Source organism: Sandarakinorhabdus sp. (genome assembly GCF_987265915.1).
Window position 1 is genome coordinate 92,360 of the sequence record NZ_OZ503948.1, and the last position, 22,019, is coordinate 114,378.

Annotated in this window: 22 protein-coding genes and 1 tRNA gene; 11 read left to right on the plus strand and 12 right to left on the minus strand. The window is 66.2% G+C overall.

The genetic code is table 11. From position 1 onward, the window contains the following. Positions 1 to 48: 48 nt before the first annotated feature. Genes vapB through AC6UUM_RS00450 form a run of 3 tightly spaced genes read left to right on the plus strand, consistent with a single transcriptional unit; the run spans position 49 to position 3,014 of the window. Positions 49 to 279 carry a type II toxin-antitoxin system VapB family antitoxin gene (gene vapB / locus AC6UUM_RS00440; protein ID WP_500803387.1) on the plus strand — a complete coding sequence of 77 codons (231 nt, stop codon included), beginning with the start codon at positions 49 to 51 and terminating at the stop codon, positions 277 to 279. A 3-nt stretch (positions 280 to 282) separates the two neighbouring features. Then, on the plus strand, positions 283 to 684 hold the full coding sequence (locus tag AC6UUM_RS00445) for a type II toxin-antitoxin system VapC family toxin (RefSeq protein WP_500803388.1): 402 nt from the start codon (positions 283 to 285) through the stop codon (positions 682 to 684). Positions 685 to 707: 23 nt separating this feature from the next. Continuing rightward, positions 708 to 3,014: a penicillin acylase family protein gene (locus AC6UUM_RS00450; RefSeq protein ID WP_500803389.1), complete on the plus strand. Its 2,307-nt coding sequence runs from the start codon at positions 708 to 710 to the stop codon at positions 3,012 to 3,014. On the opposite strand, the gene AC6UUM_RS00455 is transcribed toward AC6UUM_RS00450, so the two are convergent. Next, complete coding sequence (locus AC6UUM_RS00455) at positions 3,007 to 4,224, minus strand: aminotransferase class V-fold PLP-dependent enzyme (RefSeq protein ID WP_500803390.1); 1,218 nt, start codon at positions 4,222 to 4,224, stop codon at positions 3,007 to 3,009. The two genes, AC6UUM_RS00450 and AC6UUM_RS00455, sit on opposite strands and share 8 nt — an antisense overlap. Before the next feature lie 101 nt (positions 4,225 to 4,325). Between AC6UUM_RS00455 and AC6UUM_RS00460 the strand changes: the two genes are divergently transcribed. Beyond that, positions 4,326 to 5,015, plus strand: a complete 690-nt coding sequence (locus tag AC6UUM_RS00460) for a cell cycle transcriptional regulator TrcR (protein WP_500803391.1) — start codon at positions 4,326 to 4,328, stop codon at positions 5,013 to 5,015. A gap of 64 nt (positions 5,016 to 5,079) precedes the next feature. Further along, positions 5,080 to 6,192, plus strand: coding sequence for an alkaline phosphatase D family protein (locus AC6UUM_RS00465; RefSeq protein ID WP_500803392.1), 1,113 nt, complete (start codon positions 5,080 to 5,082; stop codon positions 6,190 to 6,192). Here the strand turns inward: AC6UUM_RS00465 and scpB are convergent, their stop codons facing one another. The 5 genes from scpB to argS are packed head-to-tail and all read right to left on the minus strand — an operon-like array spanning position 6,193 to position 11,149. Further along, complete coding sequence (gene scpB / locus AC6UUM_RS00470) at positions 6,193 to 6,771, minus strand: SMC-Scp complex subunit ScpB (RefSeq protein WP_500803393.1); 579 nt, start codon at positions 6,769 to 6,771, stop codon at positions 6,193 to 6,195. Then, a complete protein-coding gene (locus AC6UUM_RS00475; RefSeq protein ID WP_500803394.1) occupies positions 6,764 to 7,543 on the minus strand; it encodes a segregation and condensation protein A in 780 nt (259 codons plus the stop codon). The genes scpB and AC6UUM_RS00475 overlap by 8 nt, the downstream gene beginning before the upstream one ends. Continuing rightward, on the minus strand, positions 7,543 to 8,583 hold the full coding sequence (gene nagZ / locus AC6UUM_RS00480; protein WP_500803395.1) for a beta-N-acetylhexosaminidase: 1,041 nt from the start codon (positions 8,581 to 8,583) through the stop codon (positions 7,543 to 7,545). Before nagZ ends, AC6UUM_RS00475 begins: the two co-directional genes overlap by 1 nt. Beyond that, a complete protein-coding gene (locus AC6UUM_RS00485) occupies positions 8,583 to 9,428 on the minus strand; it encodes an SPOR domain-containing protein (protein WP_500803396.1) in 846 nt (281 codons plus the stop codon). The genes nagZ and AC6UUM_RS00485 overlap by 1 nt, the downstream gene beginning before the upstream one ends. Next, positions 9,428 to 11,149: an arginine--tRNA ligase gene (argS, locus tag AC6UUM_RS00490; RefSeq protein ID WP_500803397.1), complete on the minus strand. Its 1,722-nt coding sequence runs from the start codon at positions 11,147 to 11,149 to the stop codon at positions 9,428 to 9,430. The genes AC6UUM_RS00485 and argS overlap by 1 nt, the downstream gene beginning before the upstream one ends. Before the next feature lie 111 nt (positions 11,150 to 11,260). On the opposite strand from argS, the gene AC6UUM_RS00495 reads away from it, so the two are divergent. Further along, the gene (locus tag AC6UUM_RS00495; RefSeq protein WP_500803398.1) at positions 11,261 to 11,707 is read left to right on the plus strand and encodes a globin; all 447 of its coding nucleotides are present in this window, start codon (positions 11,261 to 11,263) and stop codon (positions 11,705 to 11,707) included. A 3-nt stretch (positions 11,708 to 11,710) separates the two neighbouring features. Here the strand turns inward: AC6UUM_RS00495 and AC6UUM_RS00500 are convergent, their stop codons facing one another. The 3 genes from AC6UUM_RS00500 to AC6UUM_RS00510 form a co-directional block, all read right to left on the minus strand. Further along, positions 11,711 to 12,484, minus strand: a complete 774-nt coding sequence (locus tag AC6UUM_RS00500) for an RES family NAD+ phosphorylase (protein WP_500803399.1) — start codon at positions 12,482 to 12,484, stop codon at positions 11,711 to 11,713. Next, complete coding sequence (locus AC6UUM_RS00505; protein ID WP_500803400.1) at positions 12,444 to 12,836, minus strand: antitoxin Xre/MbcA/ParS toxin-binding domain-containing protein; 393 nt, start codon at positions 12,834 to 12,836, stop codon at positions 12,444 to 12,446. Before AC6UUM_RS00505 ends, AC6UUM_RS00500 begins: the two co-directional genes overlap by 41 nt. A gap of 67 nt (positions 12,837 to 12,903) precedes the next feature. Beyond that, positions 12,904 to 14,646, minus strand: coding sequence for an acyl-CoA dehydrogenase (locus AC6UUM_RS00510; protein ID WP_500803401.1), 1,743 nt, complete (start codon positions 14,644 to 14,646; stop codon positions 12,904 to 12,906). Between the two features lie 45 nt (positions 14,647 to 14,691). Between AC6UUM_RS00510 and AC6UUM_RS00515 the strand changes: the two genes are divergently transcribed. Continuing rightward, positions 14,692 to 15,729, plus strand: coding sequence for an L-threonylcarbamoyladenylate synthase (locus AC6UUM_RS00515; protein ID WP_500803402.1), 1,038 nt, complete (start codon positions 14,692 to 14,694; stop codon positions 15,727 to 15,729). Here the strand turns inward: AC6UUM_RS00515 and AC6UUM_RS00520 are convergent. Next, positions 15,726 to 16,349 (minus strand): PadR family transcriptional regulator, encoded by a 624-nt coding sequence (locus AC6UUM_RS00520; protein ID WP_500803403.1) that lies wholly within the window; start codon positions 16,347 to 16,349, stop codon positions 15,726 to 15,728. The genes AC6UUM_RS00515 and AC6UUM_RS00520 overlap by 4 nt on opposite strands. A gap of 169 nt (positions 16,350 to 16,518) precedes the next feature. Between AC6UUM_RS00520 and AC6UUM_RS00525 the strand changes: the two genes are divergently transcribed. Next, positions 16,519 to 16,956 carry a hypothetical protein gene (locus tag AC6UUM_RS00525; protein ID WP_500803404.1) on the plus strand — a complete coding sequence of 146 codons (438 nt, stop codon included), beginning with the start codon at positions 16,519 to 16,521 and terminating at the stop codon, positions 16,954 to 16,956. A gap of 42 nt (positions 16,957 to 16,998) precedes the next feature. Further along, a complete protein-coding gene (locus AC6UUM_RS00530) occupies positions 16,999 to 18,672 on the plus strand; it encodes an N-acyl-D-amino-acid deacylase family protein (RefSeq protein WP_500803405.1) in 1,674 nt (557 codons plus the stop codon). A 44-nt stretch (positions 18,673 to 18,716) separates the two neighbouring features. Here AC6UUM_RS00530 and AC6UUM_RS00535 read toward each other — a convergent pair whose 3' ends face one another. Both AC6UUM_RS00535 and AC6UUM_RS00540 read right to left on the minus strand, forming a co-directional pair. Continuing rightward, positions 18,717 to 19,790: an alpha/beta fold hydrolase gene (locus tag AC6UUM_RS00535; RefSeq protein ID WP_500803406.1), complete on the minus strand. Its 1,074-nt coding sequence runs from the start codon at positions 19,788 to 19,790 to the stop codon at positions 18,717 to 18,719. A 101-nt stretch (positions 19,791 to 19,891) separates the two neighbouring features. Beyond that, positions 19,892 to 19,978: transfer RNA gene (locus AC6UUM_RS00540), tRNA-Leu, on the minus strand. A 173-nt stretch (positions 19,979 to 20,151) separates the two neighbouring features. On the opposite strand from AC6UUM_RS00540, the gene AC6UUM_RS00545 reads away from it, so the two are divergent. After that, complete coding sequence (locus tag AC6UUM_RS00545) at positions 20,152 to 21,138, plus strand: complex I NDUFA9 subunit family protein (RefSeq protein WP_500803407.1); 987 nt, start codon at positions 20,152 to 20,154, stop codon at positions 21,136 to 21,138. After that, complete coding sequence (locus tag AC6UUM_RS00550) at positions 21,135 to 21,941, plus strand: undecaprenyl-diphosphate phosphatase (protein ID WP_500803408.1); 807 nt, start codon at positions 21,135 to 21,137, stop codon at positions 21,939 to 21,941. The genes AC6UUM_RS00545 and AC6UUM_RS00550 overlap by 4 nt, the downstream gene beginning before the upstream one ends. Positions 21,942 to 22,019 lie beyond the last annotated feature (78 nt).

The following is a 22,019-nucleotide window of genomic DNA, read 5'->3' on the forward strand; positions in this document are numbered from 1 at the left end:
GCTGGACGGAATTGGGATATACAATTGGGATATCCCATGGAGGCTGACATGTCGAAAAGCGTTGCCACCAAGCTGTTCCAGTCCAACCGCAGCCAGGCCGTGCGGCTGCCGCGCGATGTCGCCTTCCCGGATCATGTGAAGGAGGTCGTGATCCGCATCGAAGGCAACCGCCGCATTATCGAGCCGGCCGGGATGACCTGGGAAGAGTTCTTCGCCTTGCCGCCCATTGATTTCCCGGATCGCGAACAGCCGATAGCGGATGAACGGGAAAGCTTTTGAAGGATGCTCCGCTTCCTGCTGGACAGCAATTTTTGCATCCGCGTGCTGAGAGAGCAGCCACTCCACCTCGCACGGCGCTTTGAAGCGGAAGCGGGCAGCCTGTGCATCAGCATCATTGTCATGCATGAGCTTCTATATGGCGCTGCTCGTTCCGCACGCCCGCGCGAAGGCCGCGAGCGCGTGAACCTGTTTGTCAGCCGGATCGCCGTTTTGCCTTTCGATCTGGAAGCAGCATCGCATGCGGCTGACATTCGGGCTGAACTTGCAGCCGAAGGGCGGAGCATCGGCAATTACGATTCGCTTATTGCCGGCCATGCCCGCAGCCGCGGGCTGATCGTGATCACCGGCAATCTGCGTGAATTTCAGCGCGTGCCGGGGCTGCGCTGTGAAGACTGGCTGGCCTGAATGACTTTTGGGGGGGGAACATCATGATCCGCACAACACTTGCCGCCACGCTGCTCGCCAGCGCCGCCTCTGCCCAACCGGCACCGCCTGCTGTGTTCGGCGAGGCGCGCGCACTGCCTGGCCTGTCGGCGCCCGGCGAGATCATCATCGATCGCGCCGGCATCCCGCACATCTATGCCGCCAATGCCCGCGACGGGTTTTTCCTTCAGGGCTATGCGGTGGCGCGAGACCGGTTGTGGCAGATCGATCTGTGGCGCAAGCGCGGGCTGGGGTTGCTCTCGGCCAGCTTCGGCCCGGCCTTCGTGGCGCAGGATCGCGCCGCGCGGCTGCTGCTGTATCGCGGCGACATGGCGGCGGAATGGGCAGCCTATCCGGCAGATGCCAAGGCCTGGACGGAAAGCTTCGCTGCCGGGATCAATGCTTTCGTGGCCGACGTGGCCGCCGGCCGCCAGAAACTGCCGATCGAATTTGCCGCCACCGGCAGTCAGCCGGATCGTTGGCAGGCCGATGATATCGTGCGCATCCGATCCAACGCGCTGGCCAGCAATGTACCGGCCGAAGTGCTGCGCGCCCGCGCGCTGTGCGGCGGCGATCTCAGACTCGAACCGCTGCGCCGCGAATTGGCGCCGACACACGCAGTGGTGATCCCCAGGGGCCTCGATCCGTGCAGCATCCCCCATGAGGTGCTCGACGATTACATGGCCGGCACCAGCGATGTGCGCTTTGATGGCAAGCAAATGGTGGTGGCCAGCCGCACCGATCCGGAAACCCTGGAAGGATCGAACAACTGGGTGATCGCGCCGGCCCGCAGCGCCACCGGCCGGCCGATCCTGGCCAATGATCCGCACCGCGCCCACGCCGTGCCCAATTTGCGCTACCTGTCCCACATCGACACGCCGGACCTGAAGATCGCCGGATCGGGCGAGCCGGCGCTGCCCGGCGTCAGCTTTGGCCACAACGAGGATGTGGCCTGGGCGCTGACCATTTTTGGCATCGATCAGCAGGATCTGGTGGTGAACCCGAAGGGCACGAATTTGACGGAATTGCGCGAGACCATCGCCGTGAAAGGCGAAGCGCCGCGCGAAATCGTGCTGAAATTCAGCCCCGACGGCCCGATCATCCACGAAGACGCCGCATCAGGCCGCAGCTTTGCCCTGCGTGCCACCTGGGCGAAGCCCGGCGCGTCGGCCTATTTCAACGCTACCTGGGCGTTTGCCGCCAAGAGCTGGGACGAATTCCTGGTCGCCCGCAACCATTGGGGCGCGCCGCCGCTCAACCTGCTGTTTGCCAGCCGGGCCGGCGATATCGGTTGGGCGCCGGGCGGCTTCGTGCCGGTCCGCACGGCCGGCGACGGCCTGCTCCCCGTTCCGGCCGGCAAGGCCTATGGCTGGACGGGCCTGCTCGATGCCAAGCTGATGCCGGTGGTTTACAACCCGGCGCAGGGCTGGTTCGCCACGGCCAATGAATTCAACGTGCCGGTCGGCTATCCCCGCCTGCTGGGCCTGGAATGGGGCGATCGCAGCCGTATCACCCGCATCAACGAAGTGATTGGCAGCAAACCGAAGTTCAGCATGACCGATGCGATGGCGCTGCAGAATGACGCCACCTCGGCGATGGCGCAACGCGCGGTGAAATTGCTCGCCGGCCTGACCGGCCGCAGCGACGCCGAACGCGCCGCACTGGCGATGTTGCAGGGTTGGGACGGGCATGAAGGCCCGGATTCCGCACCCGCCGCACTCTATGAGATGTGGGCCAGCCGGCACCTGCCGGGCGCCGCTGTAAAAGCCATCGTGCCAGAATCAGCGCAGCGCAATTTCGGCCGCACCGCCATCGGCAATGTGCTGCCCGTACTGGAAGACGGTGCGCTGCTGGGCGCGGATGCCGGCGCGATGCGCGCGACCATCCTGCTCGGCTCGCTCGCCAGCGCCTTTGCCGAAGCGTCAAAACTGCTTGGCCCCGATCCGGCGAAATGGCGCTGGGGGGCGCTGCATGTTGCGGATTTCCAGCCGGCGCTGCCCATCGCCGGCCGTGATGTCGAACGCCGCGTTGGCCCGCTGCCGATCGGCGGCAGCGGCTCGACACCCATGGCGATGAGTTCGGCGCCGGATTTCCACGTCACGGCTGGGGCATCGGTGCGGGTGGTGATGGATGTCGGCGCCTGGGACAACAGCGTCGCCATCAACACGCCGGGCCAGAGCGGCGACCCGGCCAGCCCGCATTATCGCGATCTGTTCCCGCGCTGGGCCAGCGGCAACTATGTGCCGTTCGTGTGGAGCCGCGCGCGGGTGTTGCAGGAGGCGGAGCGCATCATCACGGTAACGCCTAACTGACCATGCCCACCGGGGCGAAGCGATCGTCCTGCCATTCGCCGCTGGCCAGCACGGCCTTGAGCGCCGCCAACGCCAGCCCGATATCGGCATAGCGCGTGGTGAGCGCCGGAAAGCCGAAGCGCATCGCATCGGGCGGGCGCATATCGCCGATGACGCCGCGCGCAACCAGGGCGTTCATCACGCGGCGCGCAGATTTGTGGCGGATGATGCATTGCGCGCCGTGACGGCCGGCGGGCAGCGGATCGACGTTGATGCCCGCAATCGCCGCCGCGCCGGCCGCGAACAACTGCACTTGGCGGCGGCTTTTCGCTTCGGCCGCCGCCATGGCGATGCCGGCAAACGTCGCCACGCCGGCCTCCAGCGCGCGCATCGCCAGGATCGGCGGCGTGCCGGTGAGCAGGCGGCGCGCGCCGGGGGCCGGCGCATAATCGGCGGCAAAATCGAAGGGCGCAGCATGGCCCATCCAGCCGGTCAGCGCCGGGTCACACCCATCCCAATGCCGCCGCGCGACATAGGCAAAGGCCGGCGCGCCGGGGCCGCCGTTCAGATATTTGTAGCCGCAGCCCACCGCAAAATCGGCGCCATCTTCATCAAGCTGCACCGCAAGCGCGCCGGCCGAATGCGACAGATCCCAAAGGATCAGTGCGCCCGCCGCCTGCGCCGCCGCGCTCATCGCCGCCATGTCGTGCACCTCGCCAGTCACATAATGCGCGTGGGTGAGCAGCAGCAGCGCGACATCATCTTCCAGCGCGCCGCGCAATTCCTCACGCGCCACCCGTTTCAGCTTCACCCCGGCCAGCCGCGCCAGGCCCTGCATCACATAGGCATCGGTGGGAAAATCCTGCGCCTCCATCAATATGGTGCGCCGCTCGGGCCGCAGGGCCAGCGCGGCGCTCGCCAGCTTGAACAGATTGATGCTGACGCTGTCACAGGCCACCACGCTTTCGGCTTCGGCACCGATGATGGGCGCGATGGCAGCACCCAGCGCCACCGGCAGATCGATCCAGCCGGCATCGTTCCAGCTGCGGATCAGCCCCTGCCCCCATTCTTTTGCCACCGTCTGCGCCAGCCGCGCCGGCAGCGCCGCCGGCAACGGCCCCAGCGAATTGCCGTCGAGATAGATCAGCCCATCGGGCAGGATGAAGCGCGCCCGGGCAGAACCAAGCGGATCGGCCGCATCCAGCGCAGAGAGGTGGTCATCGGTCAGCATCGTGCGCCCTTGCGCCACAGCCGGCGCTTCATTACAAGCGAACTTGTCCAGCCGTCCCGCAAGGGGCGGCTGTTTGCTTTTCTTTTTAAGGAGCTCAGCCCATGGCCGCGCCCAGCGTTCCCTTGATGCCCCACGCCACCGCCGCCTGGCTGGTGGACAACAGCGCCCTCACCTTCTCGCAGATCGCCGAATATTGCGGGCTGCACATCCTGGAAGTGCAGGCCATCGCCGACGACACGGCGGCCACCAAGCTGAAGGGCCGCGATCCGATTCGCGCCGGCGAACTCACCCGCGAGGAACTGACCGCCGGTGAGGCCGATCCCGATCATGTGGTGAAGATGGCGCGCCTGCCCGAACAGGCGCGGCGTACCAGCGGCCCGCGCTACACGCCGGTGTCGAAGCGCCAGGACAAGCCCGATGGCATCTTGTGGATCATCAAGAATCACCCGGAAATCAGCGATGCGCAGATTTCCAAGCTGATCGGCACCACCAAGAACACGATTTCGGACATCCGCACCAAATCGCACTGGAATTATGCCAATCTGCAACCGCGCGATCCGGTGACGCTGGGCCTGACCAGCCAGCGCGAGATGGACGCGCTGGTCGCCGCCGCTGCCAAGAAGGCCGGCATCGACATGAGCGTCGATCCGGAAAAGGCCGCTGCCGATCGCGCCGCGCTGATCAACCAGTTGCAGGCCGAACGCTATGCCGCGGCCAACGCGCCGGAAACCCCGGTGTCGAACACGCCCGGCACCGCGCTGGAACAGGGCGAGGCGCTGTTCCGCCGCTGATCGGTGTCATCATCCTGCAACAGGCATGCGCTCTTGATCGCGGCCTGTTTGCAGGGATGATGCCATGATGAACTTGTTTGATCGACGCGGGCTTCTAGGCGGCATGGCCGGCAGCGCCCTGTTGCCCGGAATGGCGCGCGCGGGTGCCTTTCCCACCCTCGCCGGCCTGCTGGATGTGCCGGTGGCGCCCACGCTCGATCCCGAACGCCGGCTGACGCGCATCGGGGTCGGCTCCTGCTTCAACCAGAATCGCGAGGGTGCGCTGCTGGAAACCGCCTTGCGCACCCAGCCCGATCTGTTCCTGTTCATGGGCGACAATGTCTATGGCGACACGCGCGGCCCCAATCTCGATGAGCTGATCGGCGCCTATGCCGCGGCGCTGGCGCGCCCGGATTATCGCCGGTTCCGCAGCGCCATGCCGATGGCCGCAGTGTGGGATGATCATGATTTCGGCTTGAACGATGCGGGCGCCAGCTATGCCTGGAAAGAGGCGACGCGGCCGCTGTTCTTCGATTTCTGGAACGTGCCGGCCGATTCGCCGCGCCGCCGCACGGGCGGGATCTACGACAGCTTCATCACCGGGCCAAAGGGTGCGCGCGTGCAGGTGATCCTGCTCGACACCCGCAGCTTCCGCAGCGACTGGACGAAAAGCCCGCAGCGCGGTGCACCGGGCCAGGAAATCTACGTCGCCAATGCCGATCCGGCGCTGACCGTGCTGGGTGACACGCAATGGCAATGGCTGGAGGCGCAATTGGCGCTGCCGGCTGATGTGCGCCTCATCGTCACCTCCTACCAGTTGCTTGCCGATGGCCATGGCTATGAATGCTGGCGCCTGTTCCCGCACGAGCGCGCGCGCTTCCACGCCGTGGTCAAGCGCACCCGCGCCAATGGCATATTGCTGCTGTCAGGCGATCGCCACCGTGCCGGCATCTATCGCGAAACAGTCGGCACCGCCTATCCGATGATCGAAATGACCGCATCGGCCTTCAACATGGGCAGCAGCGGCGAGCATCGGGAAGAGGCCGGGCCGAACCGGCTGGGGCCGAGCTTTTCGGCCAACAATGTCGGGCTGATCACGCTGGACTGGCAACGCGGCATGATCGGCCTGCGTATCCTGGATGCGGCCGATACGGTGGTGCTGTCCCACGATGTCGCGATTTCGGCGCTGAAGGCCTGATCAGCCGCTCTCCCCGCTGAACGGCAGATTGAGCTCACGCGGTGGTTCGCGGTCGAGCAGTCCGGCGGCTTTCAGATCGGCAATGCCGGGCAGGTCGCGGCGGCTGCCGAGATTGAAATGCGCCAGAAACTCCGGCGTGGTGGCATATTGCAGCGGCCGGCCGGGAGTTTCGCGGCGGCCGGCGGGGCGCACCCAGCCTGCCGCCATCAGCACGTCGATGGTGCCGCCCGACACGGCAACGCCGCGAATTTCCTCGATCTCCGGGCGCGTGACCGGTTCATGATAGGCGATCACCGCCAGTGTCTCGACCGCGGCCCGCGACAATTTCTTCACCGTCTCGCGGGTGGTGCGCAAATGTTGCGCCAGATCAGGCGCGGTCTGGAATTGCCAGCGGCCGCCGCGTTCGACCAGGTTGATCCCGCGTGGGCCATAGGACGTAGCCAGCGCGCGCAAGGCGGGGAGCAGATCACCGCGTTCCCCGACATGGCGGGTGATGTCGGACAGGCTGAGCGGTGCTTCACTGGCGAACAGGATCGCCTCCAGCGCGCGCGCCAGGTCCAGATCGTGGCCATCATCCATCGCGGCGGGCCTTCATCAGAATCGGCGCGAAGGCCGCGCCCTGCGACAGCTGCACCTTGCCCTGCCTTGTCAATTCCAGCGCGGCAACAAAGCTGGAGGCCAGCACCGATCGCGCATAGGATTCGTCGGCCAGATCGGCCGGCAGGAAGCGCGCCAGCTCCGTCCAGTCGATGCTGCGGCCGAGCAAATGTTCGAGCCGTTCGATGGCTTCATCCAGCGCCATCACCGGCCGGCGCCGCACGATATGGACACTGCGGGTGCGGCGCGCGGTGATGGCGCCATAAGCCGACAACAGTTCATAAAAATCGCAATCGTAAACCGCGTGGCTTGTCTGCGCCAGGCCTTCGGGATTGGGGCGGCGGAACATGTCCCAGCCCAGTTGCGGACGGGCGAGCAGATTCTGGCCGGCGCTGCGCATCGCCTCCAACCGTTGCAGTTGGAATTGCAGTTTCAGCGCCAGTTCGGCCGGATCGGGATCGGCCTCCGCTGCCTTGGGCAACAGCAGCGCGGATTTGAGGTACGCCAGCCAGGCCGCCATCACCAGATAATCAGCAGCCAGTTCCAGGCTGAGCGCCTTGGCATCGCGGATGAAGGCCAGATATTGATCGACCAGCGCCAGGATGGAAATCTGGGCCAGATCAACCCGTTGCGCGCGCGCCAGGCCGAGCAGCAGATCGAGCGGGCCTTCCCAGCTGCCCAATTGCAGCACCAGCGTATCGCGAGAGGGCGAACCGCGCACGGGCGCGTCGAAATCCTCCGCCGCGTCGGCCATCAGCCCAGCGCCAGCAACATGTCGCGCGCCTGCGCCCATTCAGCGGCGGGCGTGGAATCACCAGGGCCCATCCATGCCATGGCCGCAGCCAGCCGCGTGGCGGCGGCTTCGCGCATCACCGGCGCGGCTTCGGTGATGGCGCGCATTTCGTTGAAATCGCCCGAACAATGCAAGGCGATATCGCAGCCGGCATCGAGGCAGGCCAGCGCCCGTGCACCGAAATCCGCCAGCGCATTGCTGCCCGGCGGGTGGCCGCCCGACTGCGGATTGCCCAGCGCATGCATGCCCAGATCATCCGACATCAGCAGGCCGCCAAAGCCGATATCCTGGCGGATCAGATCGATGACGATGGGCGACAGCGTCGCGCAACGCGCCCCATCGATCGCGGTGTAGGTGATGTGCGCCGTCATCGCCATCGGTGCATCGGCGAGACGGCGGAAAGGTTCGAAATCGCGTTCCAGCTCGTCGCGGCTGGCGCTGACCACCGGCAGTTCGAGATGGCTGTCGGCGAGCGCCCGGCCGTGGCCGGGGATATGCTTGACGACGCCGCAGATGCCGCCCAGCCGGAAGCCATCAAGCACGGCGCGGCCCAGCGCCGAAACCAGCATCGGTTCGGCGCCAAAGCTGCGATCGCCGATGATATCGTGGCCGCCAACGTCGCGCACATCGAGCAGCGGCAGGCAATCGACATTGATGCCGAGATCGCGCAGCAGCGCCGCCAGCGCCAGCGCGTTCAGCCGGCACGCCTCGATCGCAGTGATCGGCGCGACATCATACAAATGCCCAAAGCGTTCGCCGGTGGGAAACTCCGGCCAATGTGGCGGGCGCAAACGGGCGACGCGGCCGCCTTCCTGATCGATGAGGATCGGCACTTCGCGGCCCGCCAGTTCCCGCAAGGATGCGGTGAGTGCCCGCACCTGTTCGGGCGAATCGACGTTGCGCTTGAACAGGATATAGCCGGCGGGATCGGCGGCGCGGAACAGCGCGCGCTCCTCATCACCCAGCGTCAGCCCAGCGAGCCCAAGGATGAGCGGTTGCATCAGCCCTTAACCACTTCACACGCGCCCTTGGCGGCCATGATCGCCTGGCAGGACGCAGCGGAGTCCTTCGTTTGGCCGCGTACCCGCCACAATGTCTTGCCAGACGAATTGGTCAGCTTCTCGACGCGCTTGCCGGTCAACTTGCCCTTGCCGCCAACGCGCGCCCATTCCTCTTCGGCCTTGGCTTCGCTGGAAAACGCCCCGATCTGCACCAGGGTCATGCCGGCCGCGGGCTTCTGTAGCTCGGCGGCGATGTTGGCGAGCGGCTTGGCAGGCGGCTTGGCAGGCACAGCTGTTGGCGCTGCGGCCGGCGCTGCAAAAGGCTTGGGCGCAGGCTTGGCGGCGGGCACCGCTGCAGCCGGCAGCGTATCCGGCTTTTGCGCAGGGCGCTGCGCCGGCATCACCTGCACCGGCACCGGTTGCCCCACCGCCGGCGGCAGCGGCACAACGGCGCCTTCGGGCGGCAGCAGATCGCGCGGGCGGCCGATCGGTGCTTCCGGCACGGCGTTCAGATCGATCTGGCTTTGCACATCCTCGCCGCGCACGGCCTCGTGAATGACTTCGCCGTCGCCTTCCAGTTCCAGCCCTTCGCGATTTTCCGGTGGCACCTTGTACGGCCCGGCATCGGCCTCGATCAACGGCGCCTGGGCCGCCTCCATATAGCCCTGGCTGCTGCCGCCATCCTTGCGGCCGAGCAGCATCAACAGGCCGACCGCAGCAATCGCGCCCAGCGCCAGCACGGCAATGGCGATGTTGAGCATCGGCCGGCGCCGTGCGGCGCTGCCCGACGGGGCCAGCGGCGCGGCCTCGGCCAACCAGGGCGCGTCTTCATCTCTGCCGGCCATCAGTGCAGTTCCTCCGCCGCCGCCACGCCGATCACCGCCAGACCGTTCTTGATGACCTGGCCCACGGCGCGGGCCATGGCCAGCCGCGCCGCGGTCAGGTCCGGCCGGTCGGCCAGCACGAAACGCCGCGTCGCATCATCGTTGCCGGCGTTCCACTGGCTGTGGAAGGCAGCGGCCAGATCGCCCAGATAAAAGGCGATGCGGTGCGGTTCGCGGGCTTCGGCGGCCTGTTCGACCATGCGGGGGAAATTGGCGGCCATTTTCACCACGCCCAGTTCGTCGGCATCGAGCAGCGCCAGATCCGGTTCCGGCAAGGCGATGCCGGCCTCAGCCACCTTGCGACCGAGCGAGGCAATACGGGCATGGGCATATTGCACATAGAAGACCGGATTTTCGCGGCTCTGTTCCACGACATGCGCGAAATCGAAATCCATCGGCGATTCCGGGCGCTTGGTGAGCATCACGAAGCGCACGACATCCTTGCCGACCTCTTCGACCACTTCATCCAGCGTGACGAAATTGCCGGAACGCTTCGACATTTTCACCGGCTCCCCGGCGCGCAGCAATTTCACCAGATTGACGATCTTGATGTCGAGCGGGACCTTGCCATCCGAAAGCGCCTTCACCGCCGCCGTCACCCGCTTCACATAGCCGGCGTGATCGGCGCCGAAGATGTTGACCAGCGCATCATAATCCCGGGTCAGCTTGTCCCAGTGATAGGCGACATCGCCGGCGAAATAGGTCCAGCTGCCGTTCGATTTGCGCATCGCCCGGTCCTGGTCGTCGCCGAACTGGGTGGAGCGGAACAGGGTTTGCGGGCGCGGTTCCCAATCATCGCCGGTCTCGCCCTTCGGTTTCTCCAGTTCGCCCTGATAGATCAGGCCCTTGGCGGTGAGCGCATCGAGCGCTTCCTGCACGCGGCCGCCCAGCCCGGCTTCGGAGAAATACACATCCTGCACGATGCCGAGCAGCGCCAGATCGGCGCGGATGCGCACCATCATCAAGGCGACGGTGCGGGTGCGGAACAGCACCAGCCAGTCGCTTTCCGGCGCGTCGCGGTACCGGTCGCCGAATTCGGCCGCCAGCGCCTGCCCCACCGGCACCAGATAGTCGCCGGGATACAGGCCTTCGGGAATTTCGATCGTCTCACCCAGTGCTTCGCGGTAGCGCAGGTGCGCCGACCGGGCGAGCGTATCGACCTGGCCGCCGGCATCGTTGATATAATATTCCTTCGTCACGTCCCAGCCGGCAAAGGCCAGCAGGCCCGCCAGCGCATCGCCTACCACCGCGCCACGGCAATGGCCCATGTGCATCGGCCCCGTGGGATTGGCGGAGACATATTCGACATTGATGCGCTTGGCCTGGCCGACCGTGCTGCGACCATAATCGGCGCCCGCGCCGAGCATGGCGTTCAACTGATCATGCCAGACACTGTCAGCCAGCTTGAGATTGATGAACCCCGGCCCGGCCACTTCGGCGGCGATGATGCCGGGCTGGCTGCGCAGCACGGCCACCAGCGCCTCGGCCAGGCCGCGCGGGTTCGTGCCGGCCGGCTTGGCCAGCACCATGGCGGCATTGGTGGCGAGATCGCCATGGGCCGCATCGCGCGGCGGCTCGACGGTCACATTGGCGAAGGACAGGCCAGCCGGGAGCGTGCCGGCCGCGACCAGCTGGCCAAGCGCGGCGTGAATGACGGCCGTGAAATGGGTGAAGAGATTCACTTGGGGCAACACTTTTCAGGACGGTGATTGATGGCCCAACCCCTAACGCCAAGCTCCGCCCCAGTCCATTGCCTGCCGACCGCCATTGTCTGAAGCACGCGCCCTGCCGCCATGCAGGGCTTGCCGCGCCGCGGCCCGCGCGCCACCATGGCGGCCATGGATCATGCCAGTGCCATAACCGCCAGCCTGGAACTGGCCGCCGCGCGCATCGGTGACCCGACAGCTTCGGTCTATGCCCGGCTGTTCGCCCTGCACCCCGCCATGGAACGCGAATTCTGGCGCGACACGCACGGCAATATCCGCGGCGAAATGCTGACCCGCAGCTTCGAGGTCATCCTCGATCTGGCGGGCCCGCGTGGCTGGGGCGACCAGTTCCTCGCCACCGAAATCCATACCCACAGCGCCTATGGCATCCCGCCGGCGATCTTCGGCGATTTCCTGCCCATCGTGGCAGCGGTGATCCGCGACGGCTGCGGCGACGGCTTCACGCTGGCGATGGGTGCGGCGTGGGACGCGGTGCTGGCCGAGGCGGCGCGGCTGGCGGTGTTGCCGGCGTAAGACCTACCGCGCCAGGCCGGATGCATAGCCAGCGATGCGCGGATCGCCGGCAAAGGCGGCCAGCGGAAATTCCAGATCGAGACGCGGAAATTCGCGCTGCACCAGCAAGCCCGACGCGCTGAGATAGATGCGCCAGGTCTGGCGGTCACTGGTGGGGGTCGACTCGGCAAAGGCCGCACAGTCCAGCACGGCGATATTGGCGCCCCGTCCCGGATCGCGGACGGATTGGGTACGCAGCAGCTGGCCGCCGACGGCGCGAGCGGCATCGGCAAGCTCCTGGCAGGGCGCATAGGCGGTGGGATGAGTCCATACCGCATGGGATGCCGCCAAGGCGCCGCTGGTCAGATCGAGCGCAGTTGCGGTGGCCAGCCGGGCGCAGAAGGCCGAATATTCGCTGGCGTTGGCCGGAAACGGGGTGGCCGGGCTCTCGATGAAGAACAGCAGGCGATAAAAGGCCATTTCCGCCGCCGCTGTTTCCGGCATTTCCGCGCCATACCAGACGCCCGGCGTCAGCCCGGCGCGGCGAAAGCGCGAGCCATAAGGGTAGGCCTGATAGCGGAACGGGGTGGCGAGCAGATAATCGAGATGCCGGCAGCGCGGCGGCACCGGCGGCTTGGCATCTTCCAATATGGATTCGAGCAGGGTCTGCTCATCAAGACTGTCAACGATCTTGCGCGTGGACACACGGTGCTGCGCCTCCACCAACCGCCAGGCGCTGCCGTGGTATGCGCACAGTTCAGAGCGGAGCGCGTCTGGCGTCCAGATAGGCGGTGACATCAACCAGACCCTGCGGGGTGAACATGCGATCGATCGGGCGCGCGGCGAGCGCTTCGTTGGGGTTGGCCAGCCACGCCCGCGCCACCGCATCGTCCCCGCCGACAATGGCATCAAGCGAGCGCCAGGCCCGCACGAACAACGCCGCCAGCTGGAACGTCTTTGATGTGTCCGACAGTCCGGCATCGCCCTGCCGCCAGCGCGACACGGTCGCTTCGGACACGCCGATGATCTGGCCCAACTGCCGGCCGGACAAGCCAAGCCGATCAGCGGCACGCAGCATCGCCTTTGCCAGCACCAGGCCGGCATCGAGATTGGCGGCGGGAGCGGGAGGGGATTTCAAAGCAAGCTGCATGGCTATTCACCCTTTCAGATGAAAGACTATACCATCCAGTTTCAAATTGAAAGCAGCCACACTGCCCTCACGCCGCCGCCAGGCCATCCTCCGGGATCGCATAGAACAGCGCCGCGCCGCGCATCGCACTGGCCGATAGGGCCTGCACCTGCGGCAGCAATTGTTCGGCGAAGAACCGCGCGGTGGTGCGTTTGGCGGCGGCGAAATTGGGGTCGGGGTGGGTGCGCGACGCCAGCGCCTGTTTCGCCAGCAGCCAGCCGCCGAGTGTGAGGCCCATGAGCCGCAGATAGGGCGTCGCACCGGCCGCGACATCATCCGGGTTGTTGGCGCTGGCCAGCCATAGCGAGGTGGTTTGCGCCGCATCCAGCGCATCCTGCAGCCAGGGGGTGATCAGCTTCAACTCCGCATCTTCATCGAGATCGGACAAGGTGGCGCGCACCTCGCCGAGCAGCGCTTTCCAGTGCGTGCCGCCATCTGCAAGCAGCTTGCGCCCGACCAGGTCCATCGCCTGGATGCCGTTGGTGCCTTCATAGATCGGGGCAATGCGCGCATCGCGGAGGAACTGGGCCGCGCCGGTTTCCTCGACATAGCCCATGCCGCCGAACACCTGCACGCCCATCGATGCGACCTCGACGCCGATATCGGTCGCCCAGGCCTTGGAAATCGGGGTGAGCAGATCGGCGAGGCCCGCACCATCGGCATCGCCGGTGTGGGCGCGATCGACCGCAGCGGCATTCAGATACACCAGCGCCCGCGCCGCTTCGGTCAAAGCACGCATCGTCATGATGGTGCGGCGCACATCGGCGTGCTCGATGATGCGCACCGGATCACGGCCGCCCCCGAACTTGGCGGACTGGACGCGCTGCCGCGCATAATCTAGCGCATGCTGCGTCGCGGCTTCGGCGATGGCGACGCCTTGCAGGCCAACCTGCACGCGGGCGTTGTTCATCATGGTGAACATGGCACGCATGCCGCCACCTTCATTGCCGACCATCCAGCCGACACATGCATCATGATCGCCAAAGCTCATCGTGCAAGTGGGCGAGGCGTGGATGCCAAGTTTGTGCTCAAGGCCGACGCATTTCAGATCGTTGCGGGTGCCATCCGGCAGATATTTCGGCACCAGGAACAGGCTGATGCCCTTGGTACCGGGCGGGCTGTCCGGCGTGCGCGCCAGCACCAAGTGGACGATATTCTCGGCGGCTTCATGCTCGCCCCATGTGATGTAGATCTTGGTGCCCTTGATGCGCCAGCTGCCATCGGTCGCCGGTTCGGCCCGCGATTTCAGGGCGCCGACATCGCTGCCGGCGCCCGGTTCGGTCAGGTTCATCGTGCCGGTCCATTCGCCGTTCACCAGCTTTGACAGATAGGTGGACTGCAATTCGGGGCTGGCGTGGGCGGCCAGCGCCTCGATCGCGCCCTGGGACAGCATCATGCACAGCGCGAACGCCATGTTGGCGCTGGTGATCTGTTCCTGCACGGCAACCGCCACCGCAAACGGCAGGCCCTGGCCGCCATGGGCCTCGGCAACCCCAAGCCCGGCCCAGCCGCTGTCCCGATATTGGGCATAGGCATCGACGAAGCCCGGCGGCAACGTGACGACGCCATCGGCCAGCGTGGCGTGCGCCTTGTCGCCAACCTTGTTCAGCGGCTCGAACACCTGGGCTGCCATTTTCCCGGATTCGGCGAGGATTGCCTCGATGAGATCAGGCGTGGCATTGGCGTAGGCCGGCAGCGCGGCGAGGCCGGGCAGATCGGCGATCACATCCAGCACGAAACGCTGTTCGATGGTGGGGGCGGTATAGGGCATGGGTTCGGCCTTGGGTTGTTTGCCGGCCCGGTATAAACGCGGGCCATGGCCCATGAAAGCCACATCATCGCTGCCAACGCCGCCGGCATAGCCGCAGCGGTCGATGTGCTGCGCGCCGGCGGCCTGGTCGCGGTGCCGACCGAGACGGTCTATGGCCTCGCCGCGCGCGCCGATGACGGGCGGGCAGTCGCCGGGATTTATGCGGCGAAGGGCCGGCCGAGTTTCAACCCGCTGATCGTGCATGTGGCCGGTGTGGTGCAGGCCGAAACGCTGGCGCTGTTCTCGCCGTTGGCGCTGGCGCTGGCGGCACGGTTCTGGCCGGGACCCGTGACGCTGGTGCTGCCAATTCGCGCGGGTGCGGCGGTGGCCGGGCTGGTGACGGCGGGGCTGGAGACGCTGGCGCTGCGCTGCCCGGCGCATCCGGCGATGCAGGCGCTGATCGCCGCCGTCGGCCCGCTGGCGGCGCCGTCGGCCAATGCATCGGGGCGGATTTCGCCGACGCGGGCCGGCCATGTGGCGGGGTCGTTGCCTGGCGTGATGATACTGGATGCCGGGCCGTGTGCGGCGGGGGTGGAATCGACGATTGTTGCCGTAGAGGCGGACGGGTGGCGATTGCTGCGCGCTGGGGCGGTGGCGGTGGAGGACTTGGCGGCGGCGGTGGGCGCCCCTCTCCCGGGCCGCCCGCGGCGTCTCTCGACCGCTCCCCAGCGGGAAGAGGTGACTGCTCACCTCTCCCAGCTGGGGAGCGGTCGACTCGCGCGAAGCGCGGCGGGAGAGGGGATCGTGGCACCAGGCATGATGCAATCGCACTACGCGCCAAAACAGCCAGTCCGACTCAATGCCCTCACCGCAGAGCCCGGCGAATTTCACATCGGCTTCGGACCAGTCGCCGGCGACGCCAACCTGTCAGCGACCGGCGACCTCACCGAGGCCGCAGCCCGCCTGTTCGATCTGCTGCACATCGCCGAAGCCTCCGGCCGTGCCGCCATCGCGGTGGCGCCGGTGCCACGCCACGGCTTGGGGCTGGCGATCAATGATCGCCTGGCCCGTGCTGCCGCCCCCCGAACGACCGAAAGCGGTTAAAGCCGCTCGATCTTCTGCGCTGCCTCATCAAGGATTTCGGCAACCTTCAGCGCCAGATCGCGGCTGGCATCATCGGCCGCCATGCGTTCGCCGGCAGCGGATTTCAGGTTGCGGAACGCCCGGCGCAGCGGCTGGCTTTCATCATCTCGCACCGCACCGGCCAACTCCGCCAGGCGGCCCAGCACATCGGACAGCTGCGCCTTGGCGTCATCGAGCGCGGCGCGCCCCGAATCGGTGATGGCATAACGGCGGCGCCCCTCCTCGGCCGGCAGTTCCTCGATCAGGCCCTGATCGGCGAGCAAGGTGAGCGTGGGATAAATCATGCCCGGCGACGGCGAATAGAGCCCGGCCGACATGCCCTCGATCGCCTTGATCAGATCATAGCCGTGGCGCGGTTCTTCCTTCAGCAGATGCAGCAGCAGATATTTCAGCGCCTCGGCGCCGAAGCGTTGCCGGCGTGGTCCGGTTCGGGGTCCACCGCGCGAACGGTCGCCGGGACCGCCGCCCCAGTTGCTGCCGAATTCATCGGTGAAGGCACGGGCAAAGGCCGCCCAGCGCGCGCCTTTGCCGGCGAAGTCGGAGCGGAAGCGCGGGTGATCGAAATTGAAGCGAAAGTGCATGGGGGTTCACTCCTTGGGGGTTGGTGACTGTTCCAAGATATATCTTGAATCACTGTATTGCAAGGGTGGGACAGCGATTTTTCAGGCGCGATGCCTTGCGGCGCAAATCAGCTATTGCGACGCATTCGCATTTAATCCACCATGCAAGGACGCAAGCGGGAGAGATACCATGTTCCTGAAACACGATGCCGACTGGCCTGCCGGCGAACCATGGCGGCAGCCGCGTCGCGAACCACCCGAACTGTCAACGGCCGAGCGCGACCTGCTGTGGTGCCTGCGCCGGCTGGCGATGCAGCGGCCGCTGGGCAGTGCCCGCGATATGGCGGTCCATGTGCTGTTGCAGCGGCGCTTTGGCGAATCCGGCCTGGGGCTGGAACATCTGCTGCGCTGCCTGATGGTCGGCCTCGCCCGCCGCGCGGTGCGGCCCTTGATCCTGCATGTGCCGTGCCGGGCGGCGATCACCGATGATGAACGCCGGCTGATCTGGGCGCTGCACAGCGCCGCCCGGCCAGCGCGGGCCACCGCCTTGCTGGCCCCGCTGGCTGGCAGCCGGGGGCAGGAATTGCTGCCGTTGCTCGCCGGAATCGCGACCTTGCTGCCGGGTTGAAGCGCCCATAAGCTGGCGCGACTGACCACCGAGGGATGACCGATGCGCCGTCTTTTTCTTGCCATGCTGCTTGGTGCCACCCCGCTCTGGGCGCAGCCGCTATTGCTTACCAATGGCCTGATCGTCGATGGGTCAGGCAGCGCGCCCTATGCTGGCTGGCTGGCAATGGATGGGGACCGGATTACCGCCGTCGGCAAGGGTGCAGCCCCGGTCTTGCCGGGCGCGGTCGTGCGCGACGTCGGCGGGCAGGCGATTGCGCCGGGGTTTATCAACATGCTCAGCTGGGCCACCGAATCGCTGCTGGTCGATGGCCGCGCGCTTTCTGATCTGAAGCAGGGCATCACGCTGGAGGTGATGGGCGAAGGCGAAAGCATGGGGCCGTGGAACGACGTCATGAAGGCGCTGGACGCGCGCAGGCAGGGCGACATCAAGTACCAGACGAGCTGGACCACGCTGGGCGAATATCTGACCCATCTGGAGCAGCGCGGCATCGCCGTGAATGTCGCGAGCTTCGTTGGCGCAGCCACCGTGCGCGTGCACGAGCTCGGCGAAAATAATGTTCAGCCGACGCCGGCGCAGCTGGCCGGGATGCAGGGGCTGGTGCGTGCCGCTATGCATGAAGGCGCACTGGGGGTTGGATCATCGCTGATCTACACGCCGGGCAATTATGCCAAGACCGCCGAGCTGACCGCGCTGATGCAGGCGGCAGCGCCGTGCGGCGGCATGTATATCAGCCATATCCGCAACGAAGGCCCAACGCTGGAAGCCGCGCTTGAAGAAATCATCGCCATCGCCAAGGCCAGCGGCGCGCGGGCCGAGATTTACCATATGAAGCAGGCCGGCCGCGCCAACTGGGGCAAATATGATGCGATGGTCGCCCGCATCGAGGCGGCGCGCGCTGCCGGCGTGCAGTTGACGGCCGACATGTACACCTATGCCGCCTCCTCGACGGGCCTGGATGCCTCGATGCCGCTGTGGGTGCAGGAAGGCGGCATCGAAGCCTGGGTGGCGCGCATGAAGGACCCGGCCACCCGCGCCCGGGTGATTGCCGACATGCGCAATCCCCCAGCCGGCGAAACCAATTCGATGGCGGAGGCCGGCGGGCCGGACAAAGTGCTGCTGCTGGGCTTCAGGACCGAAGGGCTGAAGCCGCTGACCGGCAAGACCCTGGCCGAGGTGGCGGCATCACGCGGCACATCGGCGGAGGACACCGCGATCGATCTGGTGATCGCGGATGGCAGTCGCATCCAGGTTGCCTATTTCTCGATGAACGAAGCCAATGTGAAGCAGCAGATCGCCCTGCCGTGGATGAGCTTTGCCAGCGATGCCAGCGCGCAGGCGCCGGAAGGCGTGTTCCTGAAAAGCTCCACCCACCCGCGCGCCTATGGCAATTTCGCCCGCGTGCTGGGCAAATATGTGCGCGAGGAACAGGTGATTTCCCTGGCCGAAGCGGTGCGCAAGCTGAGCGCGCAGCCGGCGGACAATCTGCGCATCAACGGGCGCGGGCGGCTGAAGCCCGGCAATTTTGCCGATGTCGTGGTGTTCGATCCCGCCACCATCGCCGATCGCGCCACCTTTGCGCAGCCGCAGCAGCTGGCGGTGGGCGTGAACCATGTGTGGGTGAACGGCGTGCAGGTGCTCAAGGATGCCGCGCCGACCGGGGCGGCCGCGGGACGATTCGTGAAGGGGCCGGGCGTGGGGAAATGCCCGACGTGACAGCGCCAGCCATGATCCTCCCCTGGAAAGGGAGGATCATGGACTCAGCGGCTCCGCGCCAGCAGCGCCTTCAGCTCGTCCTCCCAGAACACACTCCAGGTATGCGTGCTGTGGCCGCGGGTTTGCGCGGTTTCAGGGATCAGCACGAAGCGGCCCTGCGGCATGGATTTCACCCATTTTTCGGGTTCACCCACGCCGGGCGGATTGATGAAATCGTCGGCGCTGTTCACCCAGGTGACCGGCACCGTGATGCGGGACAACAGCGGCCCGGGGTTGTAATTGCGGCTGGCATCGAGCTGATAGATTCGATCATTGGCATCGGGGCTGCCGGCCAGGCCGGCGGCCATGGCGCGCGCCGCCGCCTCGTCGGTGGCGGCGCGGGTAGGCAGATCGGCCTGCATGCGCACCGGGGCGGAACTCGCCATCGCTTGCAAGGCCACGCCAACCCTGATGCCGTTCAACGGCGGGCGCGTGTAGTTGCCGCCTTGCCAATCGGGATCGGACTTGATCGCCTGGATGGCCATGGCGCGCCACATGCGGTTGCGGCCGGCCAGTTCGATCACATTGCAGGCCAGCGGCATGATCGCCGCCGCGCGCCCGGGCAGATCGACGCCGAACTGGAAGCCCATCATGCAGCCCATCGATGTGCCCATCAGCAACCGCAGCCGCTGCACCTTCAGATGATCGAGCAGCAAGCCCTGCGCCCGCGCCATATCGGCATAATCATAGGCCGGGAACGCCATCTTCAGGCCATCGGAGGGTTTTGAGGAAGCGCCATGGCCGATGGCATCGGGCAGGATGATGAACAGCTTCGCCGGATCGAGCGGCGCACCGGGCGCAAACAGCAGCGTGAATTGCGGCACCAGGAACTGCGCGCCGGTGCCGCCGGTGCCGTGGCCGATCATCACGGCGTTGGTGATGTTGCCGGCGGCATCACGGATCGGCGTGCCCAGCGTGCGGTAATGCTGTTTCAGTGCGGGCAGCGTCTTGCCGTCATCGAAACGGAAATCGCGGGTAATGAAATCGGCTTCGTTGACAGGCGGAATCGGGGGCGGTGCCGGTTGCGCGACGGCAGCTGCAGCGACCAGCAAGCCGGCCAGAGTTGCGATGATGCGCATGACGATGTGTCCCCCCATGGTTCTGGTGATGGGGCTGTGATGCCAACTCCCAAGCCAAGCGCAACAAAAAAGGCCGCTGTTGCCAGCGGCCTTCATTGAAATGGTGCCCAGGAAAGGACTCGAACCTTCACGCCCTTGCGAGCGCCAGCACCTGAAGCTGGTGCGTCTACCAATTCCGCCACCTGGGCCCGTTTTTCCCAATTGCTTGGGTGGTAGGCGGCGGCAGATATGGGTGGAATCAAGACTTGTCAATCGCTGACCCAAGCACCAGGCCCGGTTTTTCACATATTCGCACCTCGGCGCTACCGCAGGGCAATCTGCCCCACGACAAGGTCAACGGTCAGCGTTATGGGCTGCGGCCATGATAACAAGCACAGACGAAGCAGCGCCCTTGCCGGCTGGCGCTCTGGTAACGGTGATCGGCGGCGCCGGCTTTCTGGGCCGCTATGTCGTCGAAGCGGTGGCCAAAGCCGGATACCGGGTGCGGGTCGTGTCCCGCCACGCCGATTCGGCCTTGTTCCTGAAGCCGCTCGGCGATCTGGGCCAGATCCAGATGGTGTCTGGTGATATCAGATCCGATGCCGATATGTCCGCGGCATTCGCTGGCGCCGCCGCGGGAGTCAATCTGGTCGGCATCCTCGCTGAATCCGGCCAGCAGAAATTTGCCGCATTGCAGGCCGAAGGTGCCGGGCGGGCCGCCCGCGCCGCCGCCGCGGCTGGCGCCGCCGCCTGGGTGCAGATGTCGGCGATCGGCGCCAATGCTGCCAGCGCCATCCCCTATGCGCGCAGCAAGGGCGAGGGCGAGGCCCATGTGCAGGCGGCCATTCCGCAGGCTGTCGTGCTGCGGCCGAGCATCGTCGCCGGGCCGGAAGATCAGTTCTTCAACCGCTTTGCCGCCATGGCGCGCCTGTCGCCGGTGCTGCCGGCGATCAGCGGCGCCAGCCTGTTTCAACCAGTCTATGTGCGCGATGTCGCTGATGCCGTGGTCGCCGGCCTGACCCGCAGCGACGCACAGGGGCGCATCTTCGAATTGGGCGGGCCGGATGTGCTCAGCTTCAAGGCGATCCTGGAAATGATTTCGGATCTGACCGGCACCGATCGGCCAGTGGTGGGCTTTTCGGATTTCACCTCCGCCATGCTGGCGAAACTGGGTGACATCTTGCCGTTCATGCCGATGAACAGTGATCAACTGGCCATGCTGAAGCTGGGCAATATCTGTGCGCCAGACATGCCGGGCCTGGCCGATCTGGGCATCACGCCGACGCCGCTGAGCGCCTTCCTGCCACAGATGATGATGCGCCACCGCCCCGGCGGCCGCTTTGCCAAGGCGGTGGAGCCGGCGGCATGACCTCGCCTGATCTGCTCACGGTCATCCTGCTCGGCGTTGTCGAAGGCCTGACTGAATATTTGCCGGTGTCGTCCACCGGGCATCTTATTCTGGCCGGCGAGCTGCTGGGGTTTTCCGGCGATGCCGGCGCGACCTTTGATATCGCCATCCAGTCGGGCGCCATTCTGGCAGTGCTGGTGGCCTATTGGGGCCGGTTCATGGCGGTGGGGCGCGGGCTGCTGGTGCGGGAGCCAACCGCATTGGCTTTCCTGCGCAACGTTCTGCTGGGCTTCCTGCCGGCCGCGGTGATGGGCGTCTTGTTCATCAAGGCGGTCGAGGCGCTGCTCGAAAGCCCGATCACGGTGGCCGTCTCGCTGATCCTGGGCGGCTTTGCCATTCTGTGGATCGAACGGCGCATGGGCGAAGCCCGGGTATCGGGCGTGGAATCCCTGAGCAGCGCCACCGCGGTGAAGATCGGGCTGGGCCAATGCATCGCGATGATCCCCGGCGTGTCGCGTTCGGGTGCAACCATCATGGCGGCGCTGATGCTGGGCGTTGATCGCAAGACCGCAGCCGAGTTCAGTTTCTTTCTGGGCGTGCCGACCATCTCGGGCGCCACCGTGCTCATGCTGTGGCGCAACCGCGATGCGCTGGATGCGTCCAACCTGTCGGCCATCGGCATCGGCTTTGCGGTGTCGTTCGTGGTGGCCTTGGCGGTGGTGAAGGGCTTTGTTGCGCTGGTCGGCCGCTTCGGCTTTGCGCCCTTTGCCTGGTATCGGATCATCGTCGGGGGCGCAGCGTTGGTATGGCTGCTGGTGCGATAGAGCCGAAACGGCCATATTTTGGCGCGCCACGAGGCCCCGCACGTCGCATTGACCTATAAATAGGCAGTATTTCTGACC